The 25,200-nt window shown below is 71.8% G+C and carries 26 protein-coding genes and 1 pseudogene; 12 read left to right on the plus strand and 15 right to left on the minus strand.

Annotated features, from left to right (window positions below; translation table 11 throughout):
* Positions 1-6: 6 nt before the first annotated feature.
* The 4 genes from ACFY0D_RS31800 to cseB form a co-directional block, all read right to left on the minus strand.
* The gene (locus ACFY0D_RS31800; protein ID WP_390801423.1) at positions 7-2,610 is read right to left on the minus strand and encodes an ABC transporter permease; all 2,604 of its coding nucleotides are present in this window, start codon (positions 2,608-2,610) and stop codon (positions 7-9) included.
* Between the two features lie 58 nt (positions 2,611-2,668).
* Positions 2,669-3,442, minus strand: coding sequence for an ABC transporter ATP-binding protein (locus tag ACFY0D_RS31805; RefSeq protein WP_390801424.1), 774 nt, complete (start codon positions 3,440-3,442; stop codon positions 2,669-2,671).
* Between the two features lie 132 nt (positions 3,443-3,574).
* Complete coding sequence (locus ACFY0D_RS31810; protein ID WP_390801425.1) at positions 3,575-4,819, minus strand: sensor histidine kinase; 1,245 nt, start codon at positions 4,817-4,819, stop codon at positions 3,575-3,577.
* Between the two features lie 41 nt (positions 4,820-4,860).
* Positions 4,861-5,517, minus strand: a complete 657-nt coding sequence (gene cseB / locus ACFY0D_RS31815; RefSeq protein WP_390801509.1) for a two-component system response regulator CseB — start codon at positions 5,515-5,517, stop codon at positions 4,861-4,863.
* A 435-nt stretch (positions 5,518-5,952) separates the two neighbouring features.
* Here cseB and ACFY0D_RS31820 point away from each other — a divergent pair, with 435 nt between their 5' ends.
* Both ACFY0D_RS31820 and ACFY0D_RS31825 read left to right on the plus strand, forming a co-directional pair.
* Positions 5,953-6,891 carry a beta-ketoacyl-ACP synthase III gene (locus tag ACFY0D_RS31820; RefSeq protein WP_390801426.1) on the plus strand — a complete coding sequence of 313 codons (939 nt, stop codon included), beginning with the start codon at positions 5,953-5,955 and terminating at the stop codon, positions 6,889-6,891.
* Between the two features lie 23 nt (positions 6,892-6,914).
* The gene (locus ACFY0D_RS31825; protein WP_390801427.1) at positions 6,915-7,664 is read left to right on the plus strand and encodes a thioesterase II family protein; all 750 of its coding nucleotides are present in this window, start codon (positions 6,915-6,917) and stop codon (positions 7,662-7,664) included.
* A 91-nt stretch (positions 7,665-7,755) separates the two neighbouring features.
* Here ACFY0D_RS31825 and ACFY0D_RS31830 read toward each other — a convergent pair whose 3' ends face one another.
* The gene (locus tag ACFY0D_RS31830) at positions 7,756-9,033 is read right to left on the minus strand and encodes a M6 family metalloprotease domain-containing protein (RefSeq protein ID WP_390801428.1); all 1,278 of its coding nucleotides are present in this window, start codon (positions 9,031-9,033) and stop codon (positions 7,756-7,758) included.
* Between the two features lie 269 nt (positions 9,034-9,302).
* Here ACFY0D_RS31830 and ACFY0D_RS31835 point away from each other — a divergent pair, with 269 nt between their 5' ends.
* The 3 genes from ACFY0D_RS31835 (at position 9,303) to ACFY0D_RS31845 (ending at position 12,512) form a co-directional block, all read left to right on the plus strand.
* Complete coding sequence (locus ACFY0D_RS31835; RefSeq protein WP_390801429.1) at positions 9,303-10,037, plus strand: TetR/AcrR family transcriptional regulator; 735 nt, start codon at positions 9,303-9,305, stop codon at positions 10,035-10,037.
* 62 nt (positions 10,038-10,099) lie between these two features.
* Positions 10,100-11,632: an MFS transporter gene (locus ACFY0D_RS31840; RefSeq protein ID WP_390801430.1), complete on the plus strand. Its 1,533-nt coding sequence runs from the start codon at positions 10,100-10,102 to the stop codon at positions 11,630-11,632.
* 118 nt (positions 11,633-11,750) lie between these two features.
* A complete protein-coding gene (locus ACFY0D_RS31845) occupies positions 11,751-12,512 on the plus strand; it encodes a dioxygenase (RefSeq protein ID WP_390801510.1) in 762 nt (253 codons plus the stop codon).
* Here ACFY0D_RS31845 and ACFY0D_RS31850 read toward each other — a convergent pair.
* A complete protein-coding gene (locus ACFY0D_RS31850; protein WP_390801431.1) occupies positions 12,509-12,724 on the minus strand; it encodes a hypothetical protein in 216 nt (71 codons plus the stop codon). The genes ACFY0D_RS31845 and ACFY0D_RS31850 overlap by 4 nt on opposite strands.
* A 22-nt stretch (positions 12,725-12,746) precedes the next feature.
* Positions 12,747-13,277, minus strand: coding sequence for a GNAT family N-acetyltransferase (locus ACFY0D_RS31855; protein ID WP_390801432.1), 531 nt, complete (start codon positions 13,275-13,277; stop codon positions 12,747-12,749).
* 205 nt (positions 13,278-13,482) lie between these two features.
* Here ACFY0D_RS31855 and ACFY0D_RS31860 point away from each other — a divergent pair, with 205 nt between their 5' ends.
* Positions 13,483-14,460 (plus strand): RNA polymerase sigma factor RpoD/SigA, encoded by a 978-nt coding sequence (locus ACFY0D_RS31860; protein WP_373042045.1) that lies wholly within the window; start codon positions 13,483-13,485, stop codon positions 14,458-14,460.
* Between the two features lie 132 nt (positions 14,461-14,592).
* On the opposite strand, the gene ACFY0D_RS31865 is transcribed toward ACFY0D_RS31860, so the two are convergent.
* Positions 14,593-15,549 carry a helix-turn-helix transcriptional regulator gene (locus ACFY0D_RS31865; RefSeq protein ID WP_390801433.1) on the minus strand — a complete coding sequence of 319 codons (957 nt, stop codon included), beginning with the start codon at positions 15,547-15,549 and terminating at the stop codon, positions 14,593-14,595.
* 62 nt (positions 15,550-15,611) lie between these two features.
* Between ACFY0D_RS31865 and ACFY0D_RS31870 the strand changes: the two genes are divergently transcribed.
* Both ACFY0D_RS31870 and ACFY0D_RS31875 read left to right on the plus strand, forming a co-directional pair.
* Complete coding sequence (locus tag ACFY0D_RS31870) at positions 15,612-17,174, plus strand: MFS transporter (protein WP_390801434.1); 1,563 nt, start codon at positions 15,612-15,614, stop codon at positions 17,172-17,174.
* Positions 17,175-17,268: 94 nt separating this feature from the next.
* A pseudogene (locus ACFY0D_RS31875) lies at positions 17,269-17,376 on the plus strand (1-phosphofructokinase); the annotation flags it as partial.
* A gap of 62 nt (positions 17,377-17,438) precedes the next feature.
* Here the strand turns inward: ACFY0D_RS31875 and ACFY0D_RS31880 are convergent.
* The gene (locus ACFY0D_RS31880; protein WP_390801435.1) at positions 17,439-18,209 is read right to left on the minus strand and encodes a DUF6227 family protein; all 771 of its coding nucleotides are present in this window, start codon (positions 18,207-18,209) and stop codon (positions 17,439-17,441) included.
* A gap of 192 nt (positions 18,210-18,401) precedes the next feature.
* Here ACFY0D_RS31880 and ACFY0D_RS31885 point away from each other — a divergent pair, with 192 nt between their 5' ends.
* Positions 18,402-19,043 (plus strand): vitamin K epoxide reductase family protein, encoded by a 642-nt coding sequence (locus ACFY0D_RS31885; protein ID WP_390801436.1) that lies wholly within the window; start codon positions 18,402-18,404, stop codon positions 19,041-19,043.
* A gap of 115 nt (positions 19,044-19,158) precedes the next feature.
* Here the strand turns inward: ACFY0D_RS31885 and ACFY0D_RS31890 are convergent, their stop codons facing one another.
* Entirely contained in the window at positions 19,159-19,569 is a 411-nt protein-coding gene (locus tag ACFY0D_RS31890; protein WP_301370314.1) for a rodlin, read from the minus strand.
* Positions 19,570-19,840: 271 nt separating this feature from the next.
* On the opposite strand from ACFY0D_RS31890, the gene ACFY0D_RS31895 reads away from it, so the two are divergent.
* Both ACFY0D_RS31895 and ACFY0D_RS31900 read left to right on the plus strand, forming a co-directional pair.
* A complete protein-coding gene (locus ACFY0D_RS31895; RefSeq protein WP_390801437.1) occupies positions 19,841-20,344 on the plus strand; it encodes a hypothetical protein in 504 nt (167 codons plus the stop codon).
* 154 nt (positions 20,345-20,498) lie between these two features.
* Complete coding sequence (locus tag ACFY0D_RS31900) at positions 20,499-20,738, plus strand: chaplin (protein ID WP_351150174.1); 240 nt, start codon at positions 20,499-20,501, stop codon at positions 20,736-20,738.
* Positions 20,739-20,819: 81 nt separating this feature from the next.
* Here ACFY0D_RS31900 and ACFY0D_RS31905 read toward each other — a convergent pair whose 3' ends face one another.
* The 5 genes from ACFY0D_RS31905 to ACFY0D_RS31925 all read right to left on the minus strand — a co-directional run bounded on the left by ACFY0D_RS31905 (position 20,820) and on the right by ACFY0D_RS31925 (position 23,921).
* Entirely contained in the window at positions 20,820-21,167 is a 348-nt protein-coding gene (locus tag ACFY0D_RS31905; RefSeq protein ID WP_373042054.1) for a hypothetical protein, read from the minus strand.
* A 193-nt stretch (positions 21,168-21,360) separates the two neighbouring features.
* A complete protein-coding gene (locus ACFY0D_RS31910; protein ID WP_390801438.1) occupies positions 21,361-22,530 on the minus strand; it encodes a chaplin in 1,170 nt (389 codons plus the stop codon).
* A gap of 121 nt (positions 22,531-22,651) precedes the next feature.
* The gene (locus tag ACFY0D_RS31915) at positions 22,652-22,885 is read right to left on the minus strand and encodes a chaplin (protein WP_314250595.1); all 234 of its coding nucleotides are present in this window, start codon (positions 22,883-22,885) and stop codon (positions 22,652-22,654) included.
* 252 nt (positions 22,886-23,137) lie between these two features.
* Complete coding sequence (locus ACFY0D_RS31920; RefSeq protein ID WP_030761735.1) at positions 23,138-23,548, minus strand: rodlin; 411 nt, start codon at positions 23,546-23,548, stop codon at positions 23,138-23,140.
* 118 nt (positions 23,549-23,666) lie between these two features.
* A complete protein-coding gene (locus ACFY0D_RS31925) occupies positions 23,667-23,921 on the minus strand; it encodes a chaplin (protein ID WP_351150182.1) in 255 nt (84 codons plus the stop codon).
* Positions 23,922-24,095: 174 nt separating this feature from the next.
* On the opposite strand from ACFY0D_RS31925, the gene ACFY0D_RS31930 reads away from it, so the two are divergent.
* Positions 24,096-25,187, plus strand: coding sequence for a DUF3344 domain-containing protein (locus ACFY0D_RS31930; RefSeq protein ID WP_390801439.1), 1,092 nt, complete (start codon positions 24,096-24,098; stop codon positions 25,185-25,187).
* The last annotated feature ends 13 nt before the right edge of the window (positions 25,188-25,200 follow it).

Below are 25,200 nucleotides of genomic sequence, written 5' to 3' on the forward strand. Positions count from 1 at the left end.
CTTCGGCTACAGCTCGGCGACGGCCTCCAGGGGGCTCAGCGACGACGCGTGGCGGGCCGGGAGGGCGGCCGCCACCGCGCCCGTGGCGAGGGAGATCAGACAGATGAGCAGCAGCGTGCCCCAGGGAAGGGTCAGGGAGTAGTCCTTCAGCGCGCCGTTGGTCAGGGCGCCGACCGTCCAGGCACCGAACAGGCCGGACGCCAGGCCCAGCAGGGTGCCGAAGGCGGCCACGGCCAGGGATTCGAGGCGGATCATCCTGCGGATGCCGGCGCGGTCCATGCCGATGGCGCGCAGGACGCCGATCTCCCGGGTGCGGTCCGACACCGACATGGCCAGGGTGTTCATGATGCCGAGGGCGGCGATCACACCGCCGATGGCGAGCAGGCCGTAGGTCAGGGTCAGCAGGGTGCTCAGGGAACCGGAGGCCTCCTGGACGAGCTCCTGCCGGTCCTGGACCTGGAGCAGCGGGTTGTTGCCCGTGGCGGTACGCAGCCGGTCCTTCGTGGCGCCGCCGTCCGCGACGCCGTCCGCGCGGACGAGGACGCGCTGGACGGAGCCGGCACTGAGGCTGTTCTGCTGGACCTCGGTGCGGGCGCCCAGGGCGTCCTGGGCGGTGGGGTTGTCCTCGTAGACGCCGACGACCGTGTACGGGGTGAGGTCCTGGCCGGGGCCGCCGATCCGGGCGTCGATCCGGTCGCCGGTACGCACCCCGTTCGCGCGGGCCAGGGTGCTGGAGAGGGCGATGCGGCCCGGTCCGAGGTCCTTCAGGGAGCCGTTGACGAAGTCCAGCTTCATGACGGACAGGGCGGCGGCAGGGTCGACCCCGGAGATCCGGCGGACGCCACCGCCGACGAAGAGGGTGGAGTCGGTGACAGCGGTCGCCGTCCGTACACCGGGGGTGGCGCTCACCCGCTGTACGGCGGCCGGGTCGATGCCGGCCGACGAGGTGTGCGTGCTGATCACGTAGTCGGCGGCGAGACCGGCCGCGGCCTGGCGGTCGAGGGCCTGCCCGGTGGAGTGGCCGATGACGGCGAGCCCGGCGACCAGGGCCGTGCTGACCATCAGGGCGGAGGCGGTGGCGGCGGTACGCCGCGGGTCGCGCAGCGCGTTGCGGTGGGCGAGGTGGCCGGTGATTCCGAGGCGGCCGGTCAGCCGTCCGCTCAGCCGGAGCACGGGGACGGCGAGCAGCGGCGCCAGCACGATCACGGCGATGACGAGGAGGGCGCAGCCGGACATGGCGCTCCGCAGATTCTCCTCGGAGGCGTCCTTCGCCCCGGCGAGCGACAGCAGCAGTGCGGCGCCGAGGGCGAGCAGGAGGGCACCGGCCGCGCCGCGGACCCGGGACGCGGTGGCGGTGGGCGGCTGTTCGGCCGCGCGCATGGCCTCGACCGGTGCGATCCGCGCGGCCTTGCGGGACGGCAGCCATGCCGCGAGCACGGTGACGCCCACCCCGACGGCGAGCGCGGCCGCCACGGGGAGCGGGCCGATCACCAGGGGGCCGCGGGGCAGCGACTCCCCGGTGGTACTCAGGATCTCCGGCAGTACGGAGGCGATCCCGAGACCCAGCAGGAAACCGAGGGCGGAGGCGGCGAGGCCGAGGAGGACGGCCTCCCAGAGGAGGGAGCGCACGACCTGGCGGCGCGTGGCACCGATCGCGCGCAGCAGGGCGATCTCACGGGTGCGCCGGGCGACGAGCATGGTGAAGGTGTTGACGATCAGGAACGACCCGATGAAGAGGGCGACTCCGGCGAAGACCAGTGACAGCTTCTCGTTGCCGCGGGTGAGCGTGTCGACGAGGACGGTCTGCTGGGCGGCCTGGGCGGCGCCGGTGGTGGCCTCGGCCCGGTCGGCGGGGAGCAGGGCGGTGACCCGGCGGGCGAGTTCGGCCGCGTCGGTGCCCCCTGCGGCGGACAGGTCGATCGAGGTGTAGCGGCCCGGGGAGGCGAACAGCTGCTGTGCGGTGGCCTTGTCGAACAGGACCAGGGTGCCGCCGGCCGTCACCCGGGTGTCCCGGGTGGTGACGATGCCGACGAGGCGCTTCGTCATGGCCGGGCCGTCCGTGGCCAGGGTGACCTCCTCGCCGATACGGAACCGGCCGGCGGCCGCGGTGCCGCTGTCCACGGCGATCTCCTCGCCGCCGCGGGGGGCACGGCCCCCGGTCAGCGGGTGGCGGCTGTCCTTGCCGTCGGCGCCGGGGACGTAGGCGGCCGCCCGGTGCGCCCAGATCCTGCCGGTGCGCAGGGGGGTGCCGTTCGAGGAGTTCAGGGTGGCCAGGCCGTCCGCGGACGGCCGTACGGCGGCGACGCCGGGCAGCCCGGCCAGCTTGCGGGCGAGGGCGTCGTCGAGCACGGTGGCGTGCTCGTCCCCGGCGTCCCCGGCGTCCCCGGCGGACTCGGCCGCGCCAGGTGCGCCCGGCGGGGGGTCCTTCGGGGTCACGGTGACCGCGATGTCGGCGTAGTCCTTCGACACGGCGGCCCGGTGGGCCGCCGTGGAGGAGTCCGCGAAGACGAGGGTGCCGGAGACGAAGGCGACGCCGAGGGTGACGGCGAGCACCGTCATCAGCAGCCGGGCCTTGTGCGCCAGGACGTTGCGCAGGGCTGTTTTCAGCATGGGTGAGTGGCTTCCGGGGCGGGGACGGGGGAGGGGCGCGGTCGCGGGTGAGGGAGGGTCAGCTCGTGCGTGCGCGGGTGTCGAACTGCTTCATCCGGTCCAGCACCCGGTCCGGGGTGGGGCGCACCATCTCGTCGACCAGCCGGCCGTCGGAGAGGAAGACGACGCGGTCGGCGAAGCCGGCGGCGACCGGGTCGTGGGTCACCATCACCACGGTCTGGCCCAGTTCGCGCACGGAGTCGCGCAGGAAGCCGAGAACCTCGGCCCCGGCGCGGGAGTCGAGGTTTCCGGTGGGCTCGTCGCCGAAGACGATCGCGGGCCGGGTGACCAGGGCCCGGGCCACCGCGACGCGCTGCTGCTGCCCGCCGGAGAGCTGCCCGGGCCGGTGGTCCAGCCGCTGGGCGAGACCGACCATGGACACCACGCGGTCCAGCCACTGCCGGTCGGGGCGGCGGCCGGCGATGGACAGCGGCAGGGTGATGTTCTCCAGCGCGGTCAGGGTGGGCAGCAGGTTGAACGCCTGGAAGACGAAGCCGATCCGCTCCCGGCGCAGCTCGGTGAGCTGCCGGTCGCCCAGTGTGCCCAGCTCGGTGGTGCCGATGCGGACGGAGCCGGAGCTGACGGAGTCGAGGCCCGCGGCGCAGTGCATGAGGGTGGATTTGCCGCAGCCGGAGGGGCCCATGATCGCGGTGAACTCGGCCTCCCGGAAGGAGACGCTGACGCGGTCCAGGGCCACCACGCGGGTGTCTCCGCCGCCGTAGACCTTCGACAGGCCGGTGGTGGACGCCGCGACACCGGGCGTCGGGCGGGGGGTGAACGGGTCGGCGGTCACGGGGACTCCACTTCGGGTGCGGTGCGAAAGGGCTGCACGCCGAAGGGTGTCGGGGGGACGTATCAGGGCCGGGGCCGCCGTGTATCGGCTTCCGCGCCGTTGCGCGGCAGTTGTGCGGGGGCGGCCGGTCGGTCAGCGCGGGAGGCGGAGGGTGGCGACCGCGCCGCCGTCCGGCGCGTTGTCCAGGCGCAGTTCGGCGCCGAGCACCCGAGCCTGGCCCAGGGCGATGGTCAGGCCGAGGCCGTGCCCCGCGCCCCGCTCCGTGGCGCCCGTACGGAACCGGCGCGGGCCGTCGAGCAGCAGGTCGGCGGGGAAGCCGGGGCCGTGGTCGCGGACGACGACGGTCCGGCCCTCGACGGTGACCCGTACCGGGGTCCGTCCGTGCCGGTGCGCGTTGACGACGAGGTTGCCGACGATCCGCTCCAGGCGGCGCGGATCGGTCTTGACCGTGGGTGCGTCGGGCGCCTCGGCGACGCCGACCTCCGTGTCGAGACCGGTACGGGCCACCGCCTCGGCGACCACCGCGGCCAGCGGGACCCGGGCGCGTACCGGCGCCTCCGCGCCCGCGTCCAGCCGGGAGATCTCCAGCAGGTCCTCGACCAGGCCGCGCAGGTCCCGTACGCGGGCCCGGAGCAGGTCCTCCGTCTCGCCGGGCGGCAGCAGGTCGGTGGCGGCCAGCAGTCCGCCGACGGGGGTGCGCAGCTCGTGGGCCACGTCCGCCGTGAACTGCCGCTCGATGCGCAGCCGCCGGCCGAGGCTGTCGGCCATGAGGTCGACGGTGGCGGCGATGTCGGTCACCTCGTCGCGGCCCCGGGCGCGGCCCCGGGCGTGGCCCAGGGCGGGGCCGGTGCGGGCGTCGAGGTCCCCGGCGGAGATCCGGGCCGCGGTCTCGGCGACCCGGCGCAGCCGGCGGGCGACCAGCCCGGCCCCGTAGACCGCCAGGGGCAGCGCCGCGGCGAGCGAGAGCAGCGAAGCCACCGCCATGCTCGCGTCGAGGCGGCGCAGGTCGTGGAGTTGCGGGCTCATGTTGATCCGCACGGCCAGTACCGGGCTGTCCGCGCCGCCGACCCGCTGGGCGCCCCAGACGCTCGGCCCGAGGTTCCCCTCGACGCGTCCGTCGTAGGCCACCCGCCGGTCGCCGTCGGCCGGGTGGCGCAGGGCGGTGGGCAGTTCGGCCGGATCGAGCTCGGCGCCGCCCGCCAGCGTTCCGGTGCGCCGGTAGACGTCCATGGCGGAGTACACCGTGTTGGTGGCTTCCATCTCGGCCCGGCTGCGGATGTCCATCGCGGTCCACACGTGGACGAGGACGCCCACCGCCAGGGCGACCAGGCAGGCCGTGGCCGCCGCCAGCGCGGCGATCTTCCAGCGCAGGGGCACGCGGGCCGGCCACCACGGCCGGCGCGGGGGCTTCACCGGCCTCAGCGCCTGAGCTTGTAGCCGAAGCCGCGGACCGTCTCGATCCGCTCCCGGCCCAGCTTCTTGCGCAGCCGCTGCACGGCCAGGTCCACGACGCGGCTGTCGCCGTCCCAGCCGTACTCCCAGACGTTGCGCAGCAGGGTGTGCCGTTCCAGCACGATGCCCGGGTGGGCGGCGAACTCCAGCAGCAGCTTCAGCTCGGTGGGGGTGAGCGCCACGGGCCTTCCGGAGAGGCACACCTCCATCCCGCCGGTGTCGATGGTCAGGTCCCCGAAGGTCAGTACGCCGTCCTCCCGGCCGGCGGCGGGCTCGCCGCCCGGGGCGGGCGCGTAGGCCGCCCTCCGCAGCAGCGAGCGGATGCGTGCCACGAGGACGTACGTGTCCACGGGCTTGACCACGTAGTCGTCGGCCCCGGCCTCCAGACCGGCGACGACATCGAGGCCGTCGCCGCGGGCGGACATCATCAGCACCGGCACCAGGCTGGTCTCGCGGACCCGGCGGCACAGCCCGATCCCGTCGAGGCCCGGCAGCATCACGTCCAGGATCAGCAGGTCGAAGCCGTCGTCGTCGCGGAAGGACTCCAGCCCGGTCAGTCCGTCGGCCGCGGCCGTGACCCGGTAGCCGTAGCGTTCGAGGGCGGTGGTGAAGGACCGGCGCATCAGCTCGTCGTCCTCGACCAGCAGCACGCGGACCGGAGGCAGAGATTCCGGTGCCGGGGCGGGTGAGGGCACGGGCGGGACTCCTGTTCGTACGGGCCGGGCGAAGCGCCGCTCCGGCGTGACACCACACGCCGCCGGCGACCCGGAAGGAACGATACGGGAGGCACCGGGCGCGGCAGCCGCCGTCGGGGCCGGGTGCGCGATCCGATCGGCGGCCGAGCGCCCACCGATACACGGCAGACACAAAGGGCCGGGGCCAAAAGGCCGGGGCGGACACCAGGCGGGAACGGCGCGGTTGCGGAGTCTGTCCGAACCGCGGTCGCCACTGGCGGAAAACGGCCTGTTCGAAGGGATGGCCCCGGCCGGGCGCTGCATAGTCTGATCATCGGTCGACAAGGATCCGCATCCGGGTCCACGGAGCGAGGAGAAACACTGATGGTCGGGTCGCGTGTCCTTTCCTTCGGGCACTATCAGCCGCCGAAAGTCTTGACCAACGCCGATCTTGAGCAGATGGTCGACACCGACGACGAGTGGATCCAGAGCCGGGTCGGGATCAGGACGCGCCGGGTGGCGGCCGAGGACGAGTCCGTTTCGGACATGGCCACGAAGGCCGCCGAGCACGCACTGGCCAACGCCGGACTCACCGGTGCGGACATCGACTTCGTCATCGTGGCCACCTGCACGGCGCTCGACCGCTCGCCCAACATGGCGGCCCGGGTGGCCGCCGCGGTCGGGGCACAGGCTCCCGCCGCCATCGACGTGAACACGGCCTGCTCCGGATTCCCGCACGCCATGGCGCTGGCCGACCAGAGCATACGGACGGGTTCCGCCACGAAGGCCCTGGTCATAGGCGTGGAGAAGCTCACCGACTTCGTCGACTGGACGGACCGCACCACCTGCGTGCTCGTCGGCGACGGTGCGGGCGCGGCCGTCGTCGTGGCCTCCGAGCAGCCGGAGATCGGCCCGGTCGTGTGGGGTTCGGTACCCGAGATGGGCCAGGCCGTACGCATCGAGGCGCCGTCCAACACCTTCGCCCAGGAAGGGCAGTCGGTGTACCGCTGGGCCACCACGAAGCTCCCCGAGGTCGCCCTCCAGGTCTGCGAGCGGGCCGGCGTGAAGCCCGAGGAGCTGGGCGGGGTCGTCCTGCACCAGGCCAACCTGCGGATCATCGAGCCCCTTGCGCGCAAGATCGGTGCGGTCAACGCCGTCATAGCCAAGGACGTCGTCGAGTCGGGCAACACCTCGGCCGCGAGCATCCCGCTGGCGCTGTCCAAGCTCATCGAGCGGGGTGAGATCGAGAAGGGATCGCCCGTGCTGCTCTTCGCGTTCGGCGGGGGCCTGTCCTACGCCGGCCAGATCGTCAACTGCCCGTGACCGGCGCCGGCGGATCGACCGCGATGACATCCCCGCGCGTGCCGTGGTGGCCGCTGCTGCGGCTGCGGGAGGCGGTGACCGCGCCCCGGGCGCGGCTGCTGGTGTTCCCGCATTCCGGGTCCGGCCCCAACACCCTGTTCCCCTTGATCGAGCCGCTGCCCGACCATGTGGAAGTGCTCGGGCTCTCGCTGCCCGGACGGGAGCGCCGGTTCGGCGAGCCGCCCGGCTGCCGGCTCGACCAGGTCCTGGACTCCGTCTCCGACGAGGTGCTCTGCCGTGACCCGCTGCCCACGGTGGTCTTCGGGCACAGCCTCGGCGCGCTCCTGGCCACCCGCGCCGCGCGGCTGCTCGGCCCGCACTGCCGGGCGGCCGTCGTCAGCGGGCAGGCCCCCGGCCGGACCCCGCGCCGGGCCCACGCCACCAGCACCGAGGAGGACGCCGTCCGGCTGCTGCGGGACGGCGGCGGCACCCCGGAGTGGGTGCTGAACGATCCGGACATGCTGGCGCACGTGACGCGCGTACTGCGGGCGGACATCGAACTCGGCCGGGAGGCCGCGGCGGGGTTCGAGGACGTACGGATCGACGTGCCCCTGCACGCGCTGGGCGGCACGGCCGACCCGCTGGTCCCGCACGAGCCGCTGGACGGCTGGGCCGCTCACACGACCGGAGCGTGCGAGGTGCTCCGGTTCGAGGGTGACCACTTCTTCCTGCTGGCCGACGCGCACCGCCCCACGGTCGTGGACGTGCTGCGCCGGGCGCTCACGGAGGGCTGAACCGGACGCGCCGAAGGCCGGGGTCACGTGGCGCGTGACTCCGGCCCGGGGTCCGTCCCCGGCCCGGGGTCCGTCCCCGGCCCGCGGGACGTCACGGCCGGATGATGCGGACCTGGTAGCTGCCGTTGCGCAGTTCACCCACCACGGAGACGCTGATGCCCGCCTTCTCGTCGGTGAAGGTCTCGCCCGGCCGGAACGGCGCGTCCGAGAGCTCCGCGTGCACATTGGGCCGCCGGGTGCAGCCGCCGCTCGTGCTCGCGCTGTCCGACACGGTGATCGGGCCGTGCCCGGTGTCCACGTCGGAGTCCACCTTGTAGATGAGGACGCCGGGTTTGCAGACGGCCTCGTCGTTGCCGGCCCGGGTCCGCACCTCCACCGCGTACCCGGCGCTCTCCGACAGCGGGACGAAGGCCAGCTTGGTGCCGCCCCGTATCCCCAGCGGGGACAGGGTGTGGTCGCTGGTGCCCGACTTGGCCGCGCAGCTGATCTGCGTACTGTCCAGCCAGCCCAGCTTCCACTTGTGCCAGCCCATCAGGTCGTTGTTGGCGCCCCAGTCCTCGCTCATGATGTCCCAGTGCCCGACCGTGTTCCCGCCGTCCGAGGTGTAGAGGTCGGGCAGCCCGAAGACGTGCCCGTTCTCGTGCGGCAGCACCCGGTAGCCGGTCTCCTGGTAGGTGCCGGAGCCGTCGTCCTGGCGGCTGTAGACGAAGGACGTGTTGGCCAGCGGCACCCCGTCGGCGACCGGAGCCTCGCCGTTGCCCGAGAAGGTCACCGACAGGACGGTGTCCAGGGCGGACGGCCCGGCGTTCGGCGTGACCAGGATGTTGATCAGGTCGTACCGGGTGAAGTCCACCTCGGGGTCGGCGACTTTCGCTATGTGCTCGACGAGCTGCCGGTAGCCCGGCTCGTACGCGGACCCGCGCTCGATCCCGTACGCCGCGAAGGGCATCGGCATCCGCAGCCAGTCCTTTATCGGGGCCTCGGCCCGGTAGACCAGCCGGCCGTAGGAACTGGTGCGGAACCATTCGGCCGTCTGGGGGAAGAACTCCGCCATCCGGTCCGCCGCCGTGCCCTCGCCCTTGGCGTCAGGGAAGTCGATCATCAGGTTCAGGGCCCGGATCTCGCCGGTCGAGCGTGAGTACCCGGGCGGGGTCGGCATGCCCTCGGACATCTGCACACCCATGGTGCCCGCGATCCGGCAGGGCGCGAGAGCCGATTCGACGGTCGTGGCCACCGCTCCGGCCGCCGAGTTGCCGCGGCTGGATATGCCCGTGCTGGCGGTCGTCGTGACGCCGAGGGCCAGCGCGGTCAGGCCGATGTACGCGCTGGTGCGGCGTGGTCTGCGTATCCGGTGGCGGGTCTGCGACATGGAGATCGCCTTCGGGTCCGCGGCAGCCGGCCCTGCCCGGTCTGCGCTCTGTTCGATCACCCTCCGCCGGGCGCGGCGCGCCCGCGCGTCGGGAGAGGCCGAACGTGGACACGCCCGTGACTCAGGTCACACGGGGGAGTGAAATAACCGGGGACCCGATCCCCGTTTGTACGGGAGTCCCGCTAAGCGGGGAGCGGCTCCCCGCTTAGGTGGGGCGGTCGCGCAGTCCGCACCGCGAGTCCGTGAATCCGCGCCAGGGAGGCCCCGGAATGAAGAGCTCCACCAGCATCGCCCCGGCGGCCCGGCCCACCCCGGATCCGGACCGGGCGCAGGCGCGGGTGCAGGCGCGGGTGCAGGTGCAGCCGCAGGTGTCCGCGACCGGCGTCCCGCGTCCGCGCGCCGACGCCGTCCGCAACCGCGAGCGGATCCTGGCGGCTGCCCGCGAGGCCTTCGTCGAATCCGGCTCCGCGACTCCCTTCGACGAGGTCGCCCGCCGGGCCGGCATCGGCAATGCCACGCTCTACCGGCACTTCCCCGACCGTCCCACCCTCGTCCACCACGTCGTTCTCTTCACGATGGGCCGGGTGACGGCCTCGGCCGAGGCCTCCCTCGCCGAGGAGCCCGACGCCTTCGCCGCCCTGTGCCGGTTCACGCACGCCGCCGCGGACGAGCGGATCGGCGCCCTGTGCCCGATGCTCGGCGAGGGCTTCGACGGCGAACACCCCGAACTCCTCGCGGCACGCACCGCGCTGGAGGAGGCGGTCGTCACCCTGCTGGCCGCGGGCCAGGACGCCGGACTGGTCCGCACGGACATCGGCGTCGGCGACCTGATGGTCGCCCTGTCCCAGCTCAGCCGCCCCCTGCCCGGCACCGCGTGCCTCGACACCGACCGCTTCGCCCACCGCCATCTCCAGCTCTTCCTCGACGGGTTGCGCGCCCCGGCCCGCTCCGAACTCCCGGGTTCGGCAGCGACCTTGGACGACCTGCGGCAGAAAACCATGTGACGCGCACAAAGCCAAAGAAATAGCCTTTTTCAGTCATTCCGCACAGTGAAGTGGGTACCCCCATGTCAAAAACGGCCGCGAGCCTCGCGCCGGCTGCCGATCCCAGCCGCTGGAAGGCACTCGTCTTCATAGCCCTGGCCCAGCTGATGGTCGTCCTCGACGCGACCATCGTGAACATCGCCCTCCCCTCCGCCCAGACCGACCTCGGCATCTCGGACGGCAACCGCCAGTGGGTCATCACCGCGTACGCGCTGGCCTTCGGCGGACTGCTCCTCTTCGGCGGCCGCATCGCCGACAAGTGGGGCCGTAAGAACGCCTTCGTCGTCGGCCTCATCGGCTTCGCCCTGGCCTCCGCGCTCGGCGGCGCCGCGAACGGCGAGGCCATGATGCTCGGCGCCCGCGCCCTCCAGGGTGCCTTCGGCGCGCTGCTCGCACCGGCGGCCCTGTCGCTGCTCGCCGTCATGTTCACCGACGCCAAGGAGCGCGCCAAGGCCTTCGGCATCTACGGAGCCATCGCGGGCGGCGGCGGCGCCGTCGGCCTGATCCTCGGCGGCTTCCTGACCGAGTACCTCAACTGGCGCTGGACCTTCTTCGTCAACATCCCCTTCGCGATCGTCGCGGCCGTGGGCGCCTGGCTGGTCATCCGTGAGTCCGCGGGCTCCCGCAACCGCGCGCCGCTCGACATCCCGGGCGTGGTCCTGTCCACCACCGGTCTCGTCGCCCTCGTGTACGGCTTCACCCGCGCCGAGTCCGCCGGCTGGTCGGATGCCCTGACGGTCGCCATGTTCGCCGCCTCGGCGGTGCTGCTGGCCGCCTTCGTCCTCGTCGAGTCCAAGGTGAAGTCCCCGCTGCTGCCGCTGCGCGTCCTGCTGGAGCGCAACCGCGGCGGTGTCTACCTCTCGCTCGGCCTCGCCGTCATCTCGATGTTCGGCCTGTTCCTCTTCCTCACCTACTACCTGCAGGTCGTGAAGGGCTTCTCGCCCGTCAAGACCGGCTTCGCCTTCCTGCCGATGATCGCGGGCATGATCGCGGGCTCCACCCAGATCGGCGCCCGCCTGATGACGCGGGTCCCGCCGCGCCTGCTGATGGGCCCCGGCTTCCTGGTCGCCGGCCTCGGCATGCTGCTGCTGACCCAGCTGGAGGTCGGGTCCTCGTACCCGGCGCTGATCCTGCCGGCGCAGGTCCTGCTCGGCCTCGGCATGGGTACGGCGTTCATGCCGGCGATGTCCCTGGCCACGCACGGGGTGGACCCGGCCGACGCCGGTGTCGCCTCCGCCATGGTCAACACCTCGCAGCAGGTCGGCGGCGCCATCGGCACCGCGCTGCTGAACACCATCGCCGCCTCGGCGACCACCGCCTACCTGACCGACCACGCGGCCGAGGCCGCTGCGGGCGGCCCGGCCGGGCAGCTGATCCAGGCGCAGGCCATGGTCGAGGGCTACGCGTCCGCCATCTGGTGGGCGGTCGGCATCCTGGTCGCCAGCTCGGTCATCGCGCTGACGCTGATCAACACCGGCCGTCCGGGCGCCGGCGGCCCGGTGGCCTCCGGTTCCGGCGACGACGCCGAGCTCAAAGTGCCGGTGCTCGCCCACTGATCAGGGCCGCGGGTCCTGCGGAATGACTGATGACCCCGTCTCGTTCAAATTTGAACGAGACGGGGTTAGTCTGTTTCCGTACGCGTTTCAACCAATAAGGAGCGCCCCCGTGACCCGCATGCCGGCCCTGTACCTGAGCCACGGCGCACCCCCGCTGGCCGACGACCCCGTCTGGCCGGGCGAGCTGGCCGCCTGGTCCGCCGGCCTGCCGCGCCCCCGGGCGATCCTGATGGTCTCCGCCCACTGGGAGGAGGCCCCGCTCGCCCTCGGAGCCACCGAGCGCGCCCCTCTCGTGTACGACTTCTGGGGCTTCCCGGAGCACTACTACCAGGTGCGCTACGACGCCCCCGGCGCCCCGGAGCTGGCCGCCTCGGTCCGCAAGCTGCTGCGCGCCCCCGGCACCCCGGTCCAGGACATCCCCGACCGCGGCCTGGACCACGGGGCGTACGTCCCCCTGGTGGAGATGTACCCGGAGGCCGACATCCCGGTCCTCCAGATCTCCCTGCCCACGCTGGACCCGGCCGGGCTGATGGACATCGGCCGCAAACTGGCCCCGCTGCGCGACGAGGGCGTGCTGATCGTGGGCAGCGGCTTCTTCACGCACAACCTGGCGGCGCTGCGCCATACGGGCCCGGGGGTCCCCGCCTGGTCGGCGGAGTTCGACGCGTGGGGCCGCGAGGCCCTGGCCGCGTCCGACGTGGACGCCCTGCTGGACTTCGAGCACAAGTCCCCGGCGGGCCGCCTGGCCCACCCGCGCACGGAGCACTTCGCCCCGCTCTTCGTCACCCTCGGCGCGGCCGAATCCGACCTGACCGCCGCCCGCACCCCGGTGGACGGCTTCTGGATGGGCCTCTCGAAGCGCTCCCTGCAGTTCGGCTAGGACCCGCGCAATGCGCCGGTGACCGCTTCGGTGTCCGCTTCGGTGATCACGAAGTCGTAGTCGTCGATGATCAGGTACACGGGGATCCCGGCCCTGGCGTACGCACGCCGTTTGCGGTCGCGGTCCCGGTCGAGGCTGACCTCCTCAGAGTGTGGGCGTCGCCGGCCGGGCCGCCCAAGCCACTCCCCGGCGGTAGGGAGGGGCGGGCTCATGCCGCGGGAATGTGCCCGCCCCTCACCCGGACGGGTGGTGGCCCAGGCGTTTCTCGTACCAGCGGACGTCCCAGTACCGGCCGAACTTCCAGCCCGCCTCCGTGAACTCTCCGATGCGGCGGAAGCCGAAGCGCTCGTGGAGGCGCACCGAGGCCTCGTTCGGCAGGGCGATCCCGGCGAACACGCGGTGCACGGGCTCCTCGGCCAGGGCCGCGAAGAGCGCCTCGTAGAGGAGTGTGCCGACGCCCCGGCCGACCGCGTGCGGGGCGAGGTAGACGCTCGCCTCCACCGATGAGGCGTAGGCCGGTTTGGGGCGGAATGCGCTGCTCGTGGCGTATCCGGCCATTCGATCGCCTGTCCAGGCAACCAGAAGCCGGTGCGGCCCGTCTTCAGGGTGGGAGTGCAGCCAGGGGCGGCGCTGTTCCGGAGTGAAAACGGCCGTGTCGAATGTGACGGCGGTCTCACGGACGTAGTGGTTGTAGAGGTCCGTGAGGGGCGCCAGATCAGCCTCCGTTCCGGGCCTGACCTGCACCTCTTCGAGATCTTGTGACATTCGCTCCCCCTCCGGTGGCGGGGCAGGATACTGCAAGATCTCGAAAAACAGGGAGCGGCGTGGGAATTCTGTCCCGATTCCAGTCGTTGTTTCCTTCGGAAGCGGGCACTCGGGAGAGTGTCCGTGACGCACCGGACCGGTTGGCAGCCGTCCCGGCGGCGTCCACCAGCCGCACCGCGACCGAACACTTCGCAAGGGAGCACGCATGGCAACCCGCGCCGTCGCCCGTCGTCAGTCCACGAGCAGCGCTCGCGCTGTGGGCGGGGAGATCGCAGACCGTGACCTGGTCGGCATGTACCTGGACGAGATCGCGCGCACCCCGCTGCTCGACGCCGCCAAGGAAGTGGAGCTCTCCCAGATCATCGAGGCGGGCGTCTACGCCCAGCAGATCCTCGACGGCGCGATAGAACGCGACGGGGACACCCCGGCCCGCGAGGAGCTTGAGGCGCTGGCCGCCGAGGGCGAGCGGGCCAAGGAAGTCTTCATCCGGTCGAACCTGCGCCTCGTCGTGGCCGTGGCCCGGCGCTATCCCCGCAGTGGTCTGCCCCTCCTCGACCTGATCCAGGAGGGCAACGCGGGCCTGGTCCGCGCGGTCGAGAAGTTCGACTACGCCAAGGGCTTCAAGTTCTCCACGTACGCCACGTGGTGGATCCGGCAGGCGATCACCCGGTCCATCGCGGACCAGTCCCGCACCATCCGCCTCCCCGTCCACCTGGTCGAGGAGCTCGGCCGGATCCGCCGCATCCAGCGTGAATTCAACCGCGAGAACGGCCGCGACCCGGAGCACGCCGAGATCGCCGCCGAGCTGGACTCGACGGAGAAGCGCGTGGGTGACGTACTGGACTGGGCGCGCGACCCGGTCAGCCTCAACATGGCGGTCGACGACGACGGCGACACCCAGTTCGGTGACCTCCTGGAGGACACCTCGGCGATCTCGCCCGAGCAGTCCGTGCTCTCCCTGCTGCGCAGCGAGGAGCTGGAGGACCTGCTGGGCAAGCTCGACCAGCGCACGGCGTCGATCATCAAGATGCGGTACGGCATCGACGACGGCCGCGAGCGGACCCTGACGGAGGTCGGCAAGCAGCACGGCCTGACCCGTGAGCGGATCCGCCAGATCGAGAAGCACGCCCTGCTGGAGCTGAAGCGGATGGCGCGCGACACCGGCTTCGACGCCGTGGCCTAGAGCGGCCCGCCGCCAAGCCCCCCATACGAGCCCCGGTGCCTATCCCCCCCAGGCGCCGGGGCTCTCTCCTGCCCCGCTTGGCCCAGACCCTCCGGCGTTCGAGGAGCGGGGGGCCGGGGGGTGGAGCCCCCGCTAGGGCGCCGTGGCCGCCTCGGACAGCCGCGCGGCCATCGCCCCGGCCGCCGCCCGCAGCTCCGCCGGCTCCCGCACGGTGAACGCCAGGCCCGTCAGGGCGAGCCGCGCCGCCGTCCACTCCGGCGCGTCCGCGCTCTCGAAGCGCACCGCGGTCCCCGCCCCGTCACCCGGCAGGGCCGCGGCCCGCAGCCAGGCCGGCAGCTCCGCCGGGCCGGCCGCGAAGTCGACCTCCACCTGGTACGGCTGCTTCTCCCCGCCCCGCAGCCCCCGCCGGACGAACTCCTCCGCCTCCATCGGCAGGTCCCGCCGCGCGAACCGGGCCCCCGTCGCGAAGGCCTCCTCCACCCGGTCCACCCGGAAGGTCCGCCAGTCCTCCCGCTCCAGGTCGTAGGCGACCAGATACCACCGGCTCCCGGTGCTCACCAGCCGGTACGGCTCCACCAGCCGCCGCGTCTCGGCCCCGTTCCCCGCCCGGTACGCGAACCGCAGCCGCTCCGGCCCCGCCACCGCCGCCGCCATCGTGGTCAGCGTCCGCGGGTCCACGCTCGCCCCGTCCCCCCGGGACAGCGCGATCGTGGCCGACTGGAGCGCGCTCACCCGGTGCCGCAGCCGTGAGGGCAGGACCTGCTCCAGCTTCGCCAGGGCCCGTACGGAGGCCTCCTCGACCCCCTCGATCGCATGCCCGGCCCCGGCTCGCAGCCCCACCGCGATCGCCACGGCCTCCTCGTCGTCCAGGAGCAGCGGGGGCATCGCCGCCCCCGCCACCAGCCGGTATCCGCCCTCGGCGCCCAGGGTGGCCTCCACCGGGTAGCCGAGGTCCCGCAGCCGCTCGATGTCGCGCCGGATGGTCCGCGGGCTCACCCGCAGCCGCTGGGCCAGCTCGCTCCCGGGCCATTCCCGCGGGGTCTGGAGGAGGGACAGCAGGGAGAGCAGCCGTGCGGGTGTGTCGGTCATGAATCAAGGCTGCCAGCGAAATAGGACACGAACTGACCTAGACGCCGTCTAAGTTTCTCCTCATGAGCACCGAGACGTCCAAGACATCGCCCGAAAGAGAGAACGGGCCCATACAAGAAGAGCGGAACGACGTAGCCCACGACGCACCCAGCTCGCCCGCCGACCGCCGCCGCTGGCTGGCGCTCGCCATCGTGATGACCGCGGCCTTCATGGACCTGGTCGACGTCACGATCGTCAACATAGCCATCCGCACCATGCGTGAGGACTTCGGCGCCTCCACCAGCGCGATCCAGTGGATCACCGCGGGCTATGCCCTCGCCTTCGCCGCAGGCCTGATCACCGGCGGCCGTCTCGGTGACATCTACGGCCGCAAGCGCGTCTTCCTCATCGGCATCGCCGGGTTCACCGCGGCCTCGCTGCTCTGCGGCATCGCCGCCAACCCGGACGTGCTCGTCGTGGCCCGCCTGCTGCAGGGCGGCATGGCCGCCCTGATGGTGCCGCAGGTCCTGGCGATCATCCACGTCACCTTCCCGCCGCAGGAGCGCGGCAAGGTCTTCGGCATGTTCGGCGCGATCGTGGGCCTCGCCGCCGTCTCGGGTCCGCTGCTCGGCGCGCTGCTCATCGAGTGGGACCTCTTCGGTCTCGGATGGCGCCCGATCTTCCTGATCAACCTGCCCGTCGGCATCATGGGCGTGATCCTGGGCCGCAAGTTCATCGCCGAGTCCAAGGCCCCCAAGGCGCTGCGCCTGGACCTGGTCGGCGTCGTCCTCGCCACGCTCGCCCTGGTCCTGCTGATCTTCCCGCTGACCCACAGCCACGAGAACGACTGGCCGCTGTGGGGCTTCGTCTGCATGGGCGCGGCGCCCTTCGTCTTCGCCGCCTTCATCGCGTACGAGAAGTACAAGATCAAGAAGGATGGCTCCCCGCTCGTCGAGCTCTCCCTCTTCAAGGTCAAGAGCTTCGCCGGCGGTATCGCCGTCCAGCTGACGTTCGGCATCGCCACCGGCATCTTCTTCCTGGTCTGGACGATGTACATGCAGATGGGCCTCGGCTGGAGCGTGCTGCGCGCGGGTCTCACCGGCATCCCGTTCTCCATCGCGGTCTCGGTCGCCGCCGGCCTCTCGGTCGAGAAGCTCGTCCCCCGCTTCGGCCGCAAGGTGCTCCAGGCCGGCGCGCTGGTCATGGCCGCCGGTGTGCTCCTCTACATCTGGGAGTCGCAGCACTACGGCATGGAGATCGCCTCCTGGCAGATGGCCGCCCCGCTGATCGTCATGGGCGTCGGCATGGGCCTGATCGTGGCCCCGCTGAACGACACCGTGCTCTCCCAGGTCCCGCGCGAGCACGCCGGATCCGCCTCGGGCCTGATCAACACCACCGGCCAGATGGGCAACGCGCTGGGTCTCGCCCTGACCTCCGTCGTCTTCTTCGGCCTGATCGACGACGACATGATCTTCGGTCCGTCGTACGTGGAGGCCTTCCGCGGCGCGCTCTGGTGGGTCGTGGCCGTACTCGTCGTGATCTTCGCGGTGATGTTCGTACTGCCGCGCCGGGCGCTCCCGATGGAGGAGCGCGAGGGCGCCGCCGAGCACGCCGGCCGCACCGTGGAGCAGGTCCCGGCCGGCTGATCCGGGCCCGAGGCGCCACAGCACGGACATGTCCGCCCCTCGCGGGCGGGCATGTCCGTTCTTTTTTGTTTCCCTCCGCAGGTACGAGGTCCCCTCACTGGCCCACGGCGCGGCCGCCGTCCAGCTGCCGGGCAGTGCCATGCCGACCCCGGCGGACCCGCGCCCCGACCGGGTCCGTGTCACCGAGGACCCGCCCCCGGACCTCCGCCGACCCCGGCATGCCTTGAGGGGTCTCCTGCCCGGTGTCCTGCCGATCGGGCCGGATCACCGTACGCGGGCGCGCAGTTCCATCGCTCCGCGCGCGGCCGCCTCGCTCTCGTACACCTCGCACATGTGCCGCCCGTCGGGCGTCGCCGTGTGTTCGACCTCCCACAGGCTGACCTCGCTCCCGTCCAGCAGGACGAAGGCGTGCTCGTACAGACTGAAACCCGCGCCCCGCCCGTCCGAGAGGCAGTGCCGCGCGCCAAACGCCTGCGTGATCTGGTGCGCGTACGCCGACCGCAGCAGCGTCGCCACCCGCTCGCCCGGCCGGTCGGCGTTCTCCGCGCGGCGCAGCACCCGCCGGGCGTGGTCGGCGGAGTCCTCCACCGCGTACTCCCGGTGGCGCCGCACCGGGGCCGGGGCCGCGTACAGCGCGCTCAGCAGCGCCACGCCGCCCTCCGGATCGTCCTCACCCGGCACCAGCACGTGATCCGCGGACGCCCCGGCCGGCGCCTCGCCGAACAGCCGGGTCACGGCCAGGCAGGTCTCCGCCTTGCTCGCGAAGACCTCGTGCCGGACGGCCCGGTCGCCCTCCAGCCGGTAGGCCAGCTCCCACAGCGAGACCGAACCACCGTCGGTCAGCAGGTAGGTGTGCCGGTGGGTCTCCCGCCAGATGCCCGCCTCCGGGCTGTGGTGGGTGGTGTAGAGCGAAGAGCTGTGGGCGAGCGCCGTGCCGAGGCGCTCGACCAGCCTGTCCGGCAGGTCGAAGGAGTTGAGGGCGCGGCCGAGGAGTCGTTCGAGGTGCGCCTCGGTTGTCTCGTACGGATCGCTCAAGGTGGGTCTCCAGGCCGTCGCAGCTTGTCACTTCGCGGAAGCTCAACGTAACCCCTGGTTCTGACATCACGTCCGGGGTTCGGTAAAACGTCCGGGAAGCATCGGAGGTTCCCGCCACACCTTCAGGTCAACTTGCGTACGGATGAGCATGGTTGGGCCCGATCTGAGAGGAAGCGCGGGACTATGGGCCACATGGCAACGAATACAGTGGGCCTCCCGCGTCAGCAGGTACGGCCCCGCAGTGGACACGAGGGCGAACGCGACGCCGCGCCGAGGGGGTTGGCCTGGCTGCTGGCCGTCACCGGGGCGGCCGGGCTGCTGGCCTCGTGGGTGATCACCCTCGACAAGTTCCTCCTGCTGGAGGACCCGGACTTCAAGCCCGCGTGCAGTCTCAACCCGGTCGTCTCCTGCGGCAGTGTGATGGCGAGCGAACAGGCGGCGGCCTTCGGCTTCCCCAACCCGATGCTGGGGCTCGTCTCGTACGCCGTCGTGGTCTGCGTCGGCGTGGGCCTGCTGGCCGGCGCCCGCTACCGCGGCTGGTTCTGGCTCGGACTGAACGCCGGCACGCTTTTCGGCGTCGGCTTCTGCAGCTGGCTGATGGTCCAGTCGCTCTACGAGATCAACGCGCTCTGCCTGTGGTGCTGCCTGGCCTGGGTCGCGACCCTGCTGATGTTCTGGGCGGTCACCGCGCACAACGTCCGTACGCGCGCGCTGCCCGCGCCCCGCGCACTGCGGGGCTTCTTCGCCGAATTCGGCTGGGCCCCGCCCGCCCTGCACGTCGGAGTGATCGGCATGCTGGTCCTCACCCGCTGGTGGGACTTCTGGACCGGCTGACCGCCGGGGGCGGAAAGCGAAGAGGGCCCCGGCGGCTGGACGCCGCCGGGGCCCTCGTCATTCACTCCACAGGCTCAGCGGCCCGCGATCACCCGAAGGGCGGAGGAGCCGGAGATCAGCTGCCGTTCGAGAGGTTGCCCGACAGGACCGGGATGTTGTCCAGGATGTGCGAGAGCGGCTCGTCGCCCTTGGCCTGGGTGGAGTTCTCGGTGCACTGCTGGTTCTGCGGGTTGGACAGGACGTTGATGTCCTGGACGCCGATGTTGAGCGCGGCGAGGATCGACTGGGCGTTGACCTTCGCCGGCAGGCCGATGCAGGGCTTGTTGAGGGTGCCCTGGACCAGGCTGAGCTGCGGGCTCATGTCGCCGTGGGTCTTCTGGTTGCCGTAGATCTGCTGGGCACCGTTGCCGTTGACGGTGTTGACCCCGTTGTCGTTGCCGATGGCCATGGCCGGGGCCGCGGCGGCAGCGCCCGCGCCGATCGCAACGGCGGAGACCGCGGCGGCGGTCATGAACTTCTTGAACATCTTGTTCCTTCTGTCGCACGAGTGCCCGCTGATGGAGCGCCCTGGTCAACTGTCCGATCAGGGAGTTGGTTCCGGTGCTTCACTCAAACGGCCTGCGCGTGTCGAGGTTTTCCCCGGCCCGGGTGAGTGGCCTCCGGACGCCTGCGCGAAGCCCGTACGCAGCCAGCACCCGCCGAAGCTCCGGTTGCGCTCCGTGCGGGGTGTTCGCACGGTGGGTGATGAAGCGGACCGTTCGGGTCCACTTTCGTGTCCCCACCGCGAAGGAACATCCATGCACCGCACGAAGCCGTCCCGCGCCCGCCTCCTCGTCCCGTCGGCCCTCGCCGTCGTCATACTGTCCGGCGCGGCTGCCCCCGCGGGCGCCGCGGAGGGTGACGGCTCCGCGGCCCTCACCGAACGTGTGGCCTCCGTAAAGCAGCAGGTCGAGAAGATCGAGCGGCGCGCGGCGGCCGCCGGTCCCATCGACGACCTTCTGGCGAGCCTCACCAAGACCCTGGAGGGGCTTCTCGCGACGGTCGGAGGTCTGCTGCCCGACGGGGTGAAGCTGCCGCCGATCGAGCTGCCGAAGCTGCCGGACATCAAGCTCCCCGAGCTTCCCGACCTGTCCGGCCTCATCCCCGCGCTGCCGCCGGTGGAGCTCCCGCCGATCGACGGGCTGGTTCCCCCGGTGGACGCCCTGCCCGCGGTGCCGGCCGCCCCGGCGCTCCCGGCCGCCCCGGCCCTCCCGGACATCCCGGCGATTCCCGCTCTCCCGGCGATGCCGGCCCTCCCGTAGGGGCCGTATCGACCGCTAACCCGTCGGATGGTTACGACAATTGAGCCGAACAGGTCTCATCGTGCGCGTGACCGTGTCGTCTGGGAAGCTGGACCGTTTCGCTCGGTGTGAGCCCCGGTTCGGGGCAGAACATCGAACAGAAGGTGCACTTCCCATGAACTCTGCCAAGAAGGCCGCCCTGGTCCTGGCCACCGCTGGTCTCGCTGCGGCCGGTGCCGCCGGCTCCGCCGCCGCCGACTCGTCGGCCGAGGGCGCGGCCGTGGGTTCCCCCGGCGTCCTGTCCGGCAACCTGGCCCAGGTGCCGGTGCACATCCCGGTCAACGTCTGCGGCAACACCGTGAACATCGTCGGCCTGCTGAACCCCTCGTTCGGCAACGTCTGCATCAACCACTGACGTCTGCCGAACAACCGACTGTGGGCGCCCCGGCCTTGCCGGTGGCGCCCACGGTCGTGTCGGCGGGGGGTCAGGGACGGTTCAGCCCTGGCCGCCGTTGAGCTTCACGCCACCGAGCATGGGGGACGCCTGCGTGGCGCCGTTCGCGAGGCCGAGCACCGTGCCGGGCACGTCGTTGCGGACCTTGTTGACCTTCTGCGCGGTACCCACGACCTTGTTGACGGTGTCGCCCTGCTCGGCCAGTCCGTTGCCCACGGTCTGCGGAAGGGACTCGGAGACGGGCCCGACGGCGTTCAGCGTCTCGGTCACCCCGCCGGTCAGGCTCATGGGGGGCATCGCGGCCGCGGGCTCGGCGGCGAAGGCGGTGGCGGAGGCGCCGAGGGCGGCGACGGAGCCGACGACGACAGCGGCGACCTTCGTGAGCTTCATTATCGAAATCCTCTTCTTTCGTGGACAGAGGCGTCAGCGGCGACCGTCGCGCCGCTTTCGCCCTGGGTAACGATTCCCCGTCGCTGCGGAAACGCGAACGCGCACGCGGTTAAGGGACGGGGGCATGGCAGTGGCCGGAGAATCCGACGAGGATTCTCCGGCCGCTATTTATTCCGATTACCGGTATTGCCCGTCAGGAGACGCGCGACCGCCGGTACAGAATGGCGCCGCCCAGGATCAGGGCGCTGGCGAGGGCCGCCGCGGCCGCGGGCTGACCCGCGCCGGTCTCGGCCAGCATGGGCCCGGTCACGTGCGCCGGAGCCGGCGCCGGAGCGGGGGCCGGCGGCTGTACGGGCGCGGGGGCCGGGGCCGTCACCGGGGGGAGGGTGACCGGGGTGTCACCGCCGGGGGCGGCCGGCGGCTGGTCCGCGGGCGGTACGGCCTCGGGCGCCGGGGCCGGGGCCGGAGCCGGGTGCTCCACGGGCAGGCTGCCGTGCGGCGGCCCGGGGGCGGGCCCCTCCTCCACCACGGGAGCAGGTCCCGGCGCGGGGGCCGGCAGCGTGTGCGGAGCCTCCTCGGCCGGTGCCGGGACGGGCTCCGGGGCGGGGAGCGTGTGCGGGGCCTCCTCGGCCGGGGGCTGCGGCGCGGGGGGTGACGGCGGGGCCTCCGGCATCGGCGCGGGCGCCTCCTGGACCGGTTCCGGGGTGGGCAGCGGGGCCGGGTGCTCCTCCACCGGTTCCGGCTTGGGGTGCGGCCGCTCGGGCGCGGGGGGAGCGTGGTGCGCCGGCGGGGGCGGCGGTGACGACTGGGGGTGGTCGTCGCACTCCTCCTTGCCCTGCTGCTCGCCCGGGCCGCCGTAGCCGCCCTCGTGGCGCGGCTCCTCCTGGCGCGGCTTCGCGTGCCGGGGTCCGTCCTGCCGGGGCTGGTCGTGCCGGGCCTGCTCCTGGTGGGGCTGCTCGTACCCGCCCGCGTGGCGCGGCGACCCGTGGCGCTGCTCCGGCACCGCGTGCCGGCCCTCGCGCTCGTCGAGGTAGCGCTCGAAGGCCTCGGCGTGCTCGGGGCTGAGGTAGCGCCCGTAGTCGTAGCCGTCGTCCGTGTGCGAGCCGGTGTCGGTGACGCACGTGTTCCCCATCGCAGGGTTGAGCGCCGCACCGCCGTCCACGCTGTTGCCGCACACGTTCGGTGCGAAGGTGATCGGTACCGAGACGCTGTTGCCGGCCAGCACGCCCGGCGAATGCGAGGCCTCGGCGCTCGCTCCGGGGTGCGCGTAGGCCGCGCCGGTCGCGATCGACAGCAGACTCGACGCGGCTGCCGCCGTGAGCATCCCCTTGCCCAGTACCTGTCGGCTCAGTACCTGTCGCATGGGTCCTTCCCTGTCTACCGGCGCCACGGCCGGTCTGGAATCGGAGGCGGCCTCGGAGTGCACCGCCGTGCACTCCGAGGCCACCCCGAGGAGGCTTGCCCTTGCGGGCACAAGCGCTTCGTCAGGCGTTGACGCAGGTGTTGCCGAACGCCGGGTTCAGCAGCGCGATGATGTTCACGGTGTTGCCGCAGACGTTGACCGGGACGTGCACCGGCACCTGGGCCAGGTTGCCGGACAGGACGCCGGGGGAACCCACGGCCTTGCCGTCGGCGGCCGCGTCGGCCATGGCGGGGGAGGCGGCACCGGCGAGCATGAGAGCGCCGGCGGCCAGCACCACTGCCTTCTTGTACGTCATTTTGATTTCTTTCCTTCCCGCAGAGGCGTGTCCACTGCAGAAATAACAACGAGCGGTCCGGGAAAAAGAAACCGCACCTTTTCGGCGGCCCGCCGGTAATTCACCCCGATGCCCGGTCCGATGTCCGGACCGAATTCCTGGTGCCGACGGATTTGTATCGACAATTCCGGGGCCGGGGAGCGTCCCGGCCCTACACGCGGCGAGGCCGCCGCGACCCGGTGGGTGCGACGGCCTCGCTGGCGCGGGCCTCGGTCAGCTGCCGTTCGAGACGTTGCCGGAGAGGACCGGGATGTTGTCCAGGATGTGCGAGAGGGCCTCGTCGCCCTTGGCCTGGGTGGAGTTCTCGGTGCACTGCTGGTTCTGCGGGCTGGAGAGGACCGGGATGTCCTGGACGCCGACGTTGACCAGGGCCAGCACGGACTGCACGTTGGCCTTCGCGGGCAGGGCGATGCAGGGCTTGTTGAAGGAGCCCTGGATCAGCGCCATCTGCGGGCTCATGTTGCCGTAGGTGGCCTGGTTGCCGTAGATCTGCGCGGCGCCGTTGCCCTGGACGGTGTTGACGCCGTTGTCGTTCCCGATGGCCATCGCCTGCGGCGCCATGGCGGCACCGATGCCCACGACCGAGGCGGCAACCGCGGCCGAGGCCATCATCTTCTTGATCATTGTCGTCCCTTTTTTGCAGGATTGCCCGGTAGTGGAGCACCCGGATCAACGCCGCCGCCCCGGTTCGGGTTGCGTGGCTTCACTCGGATGCGGGCGTTTCGGGCAGCACGGTTGACGATCAGGCGCTGACGCAGGTGTTGCCGAACGAGGGATTCAGCAGGGCGATCACGTTCACCGTGAGGCCGCAGGCGTTCACCGGGACGTCGAGGGGCGCCTGGAGCAGGTTGCCGCTCAGGACGCCGGGGGACCCGCCGGTGACGCCGTGGGCCGTCGCACCGTCCCCGCCGTGCGCGGAGGCGAGGCCCGCGCCGCCCAGCAGCGCGGCGGCGCCCGCGACGGCGATGGTGGTGCCGCGCACCAGCCTCTTCTTCATCTCCGTATTTCCTTTCGGTTCGAACAATGGTGCAACCCATAACGACCCGCCCGTTGCGAGGGTGCGTGCTATCGCCCAAAAGGCCGTACGAGCGAGTCCGGCGTGATTTCCGGCCTGATTTCTGACAAAGTTCACTCCTGTTTTGTCCCCTTGATCGAAAATGGAGACAGGGTCATGGGTTCCTCCCGCAGAATCCTCGGCACGCTCGGTCTGCTGTCCTGCCTCACCCTTTCCGCGAACGCCCAGACGGCGGGGGCCGCGGCTCCCGCTCCCAAGGAGCTGCCCAGGATCCCGTTCACCCAGCGTTACCAGGCCGTGCAGCACGGCGGGCTGGTGCGCGCCTCCAACTCCGGCATCAGCTGCCGCAAGGAGCAGTCCCCGCAGGCCGAGCCGTGCGCCGAGGTCAAGAAGGGCGCGGCCGGGGTCAACAGCGACTTCGAGATGTTCTACAGCGAGGTCGACAAGGACCCGGACACCTACAACTCCACCCGGGCCGAGCTCAAGGTCCCGCAGGGCGCGAAGGTCTCGTACGCCCGTCTCTACTGGGGCGGGAACCTTCGGGTGGGCGAGCAGAAGCCGCCGGAGGACAACGGCCGGGTGCTGGTCGCCGAGCCCGGCGGCGCGTACAAGGAGGTCCTCGCCGACACGGTGATGGGCCACCGCACGGACGCGGGCAGCGATGCCTACCAGGCCTCCGCCGACGTGACCCCGCTGGTCCGCAAGGGCGGCGCCGGCCTGTGGACGGTGGCCCAGCTCAACATCGCGATGGGCCACTCCGACGTGGGGGCCTGGGGCGGCTGGACGCTTGTCGTCGCCTACGAGCACCCGCAGGAGCCGGTGCGCCGGATCTCGCTGTGGGACGGCTTCGAGTCGATCGCCGCCCGCGGCGGTGACGGAACCGTCGAGATCGAGGGCCTGGACGCGCCGGCCGGCTCCGCGGGCCGGGTCGGGATGGTCGGGTACGACGGGGACCGGGGCACCCTCGGGGATTCACTCACCGTGACGGCCGACAGCGGTCGCCGGGTGAGTCTCAGCGATGGAGAAAATCCTTTTAATGATGTTATGAATTCCACGATCACGGAATTCGATGATCAGCCGTTCGTGCGACAGCCCGAACATATGAATAATCTCGGATATGACGCGGACGTGTTCGACCTGAGTCCCGCCCTGTCCGGTGGTGCCCGCAGTCTGAGCTTCAGGTTCACGGGTGAAAGTCAGGGTCATTTCCTCGGTGTGCTCTTCGTTCAGACAGACGCGCGCCGCTGAACGTAGGAGACCA

The organism is Streptomyces sp. NPDC001502 (genome assembly GCF_042894785.1).
GTDB lineage: Bacteria > Actinomycetota > Actinomycetes > Streptomycetales > Streptomycetaceae > Streptomyces > Streptomyces kutzneri.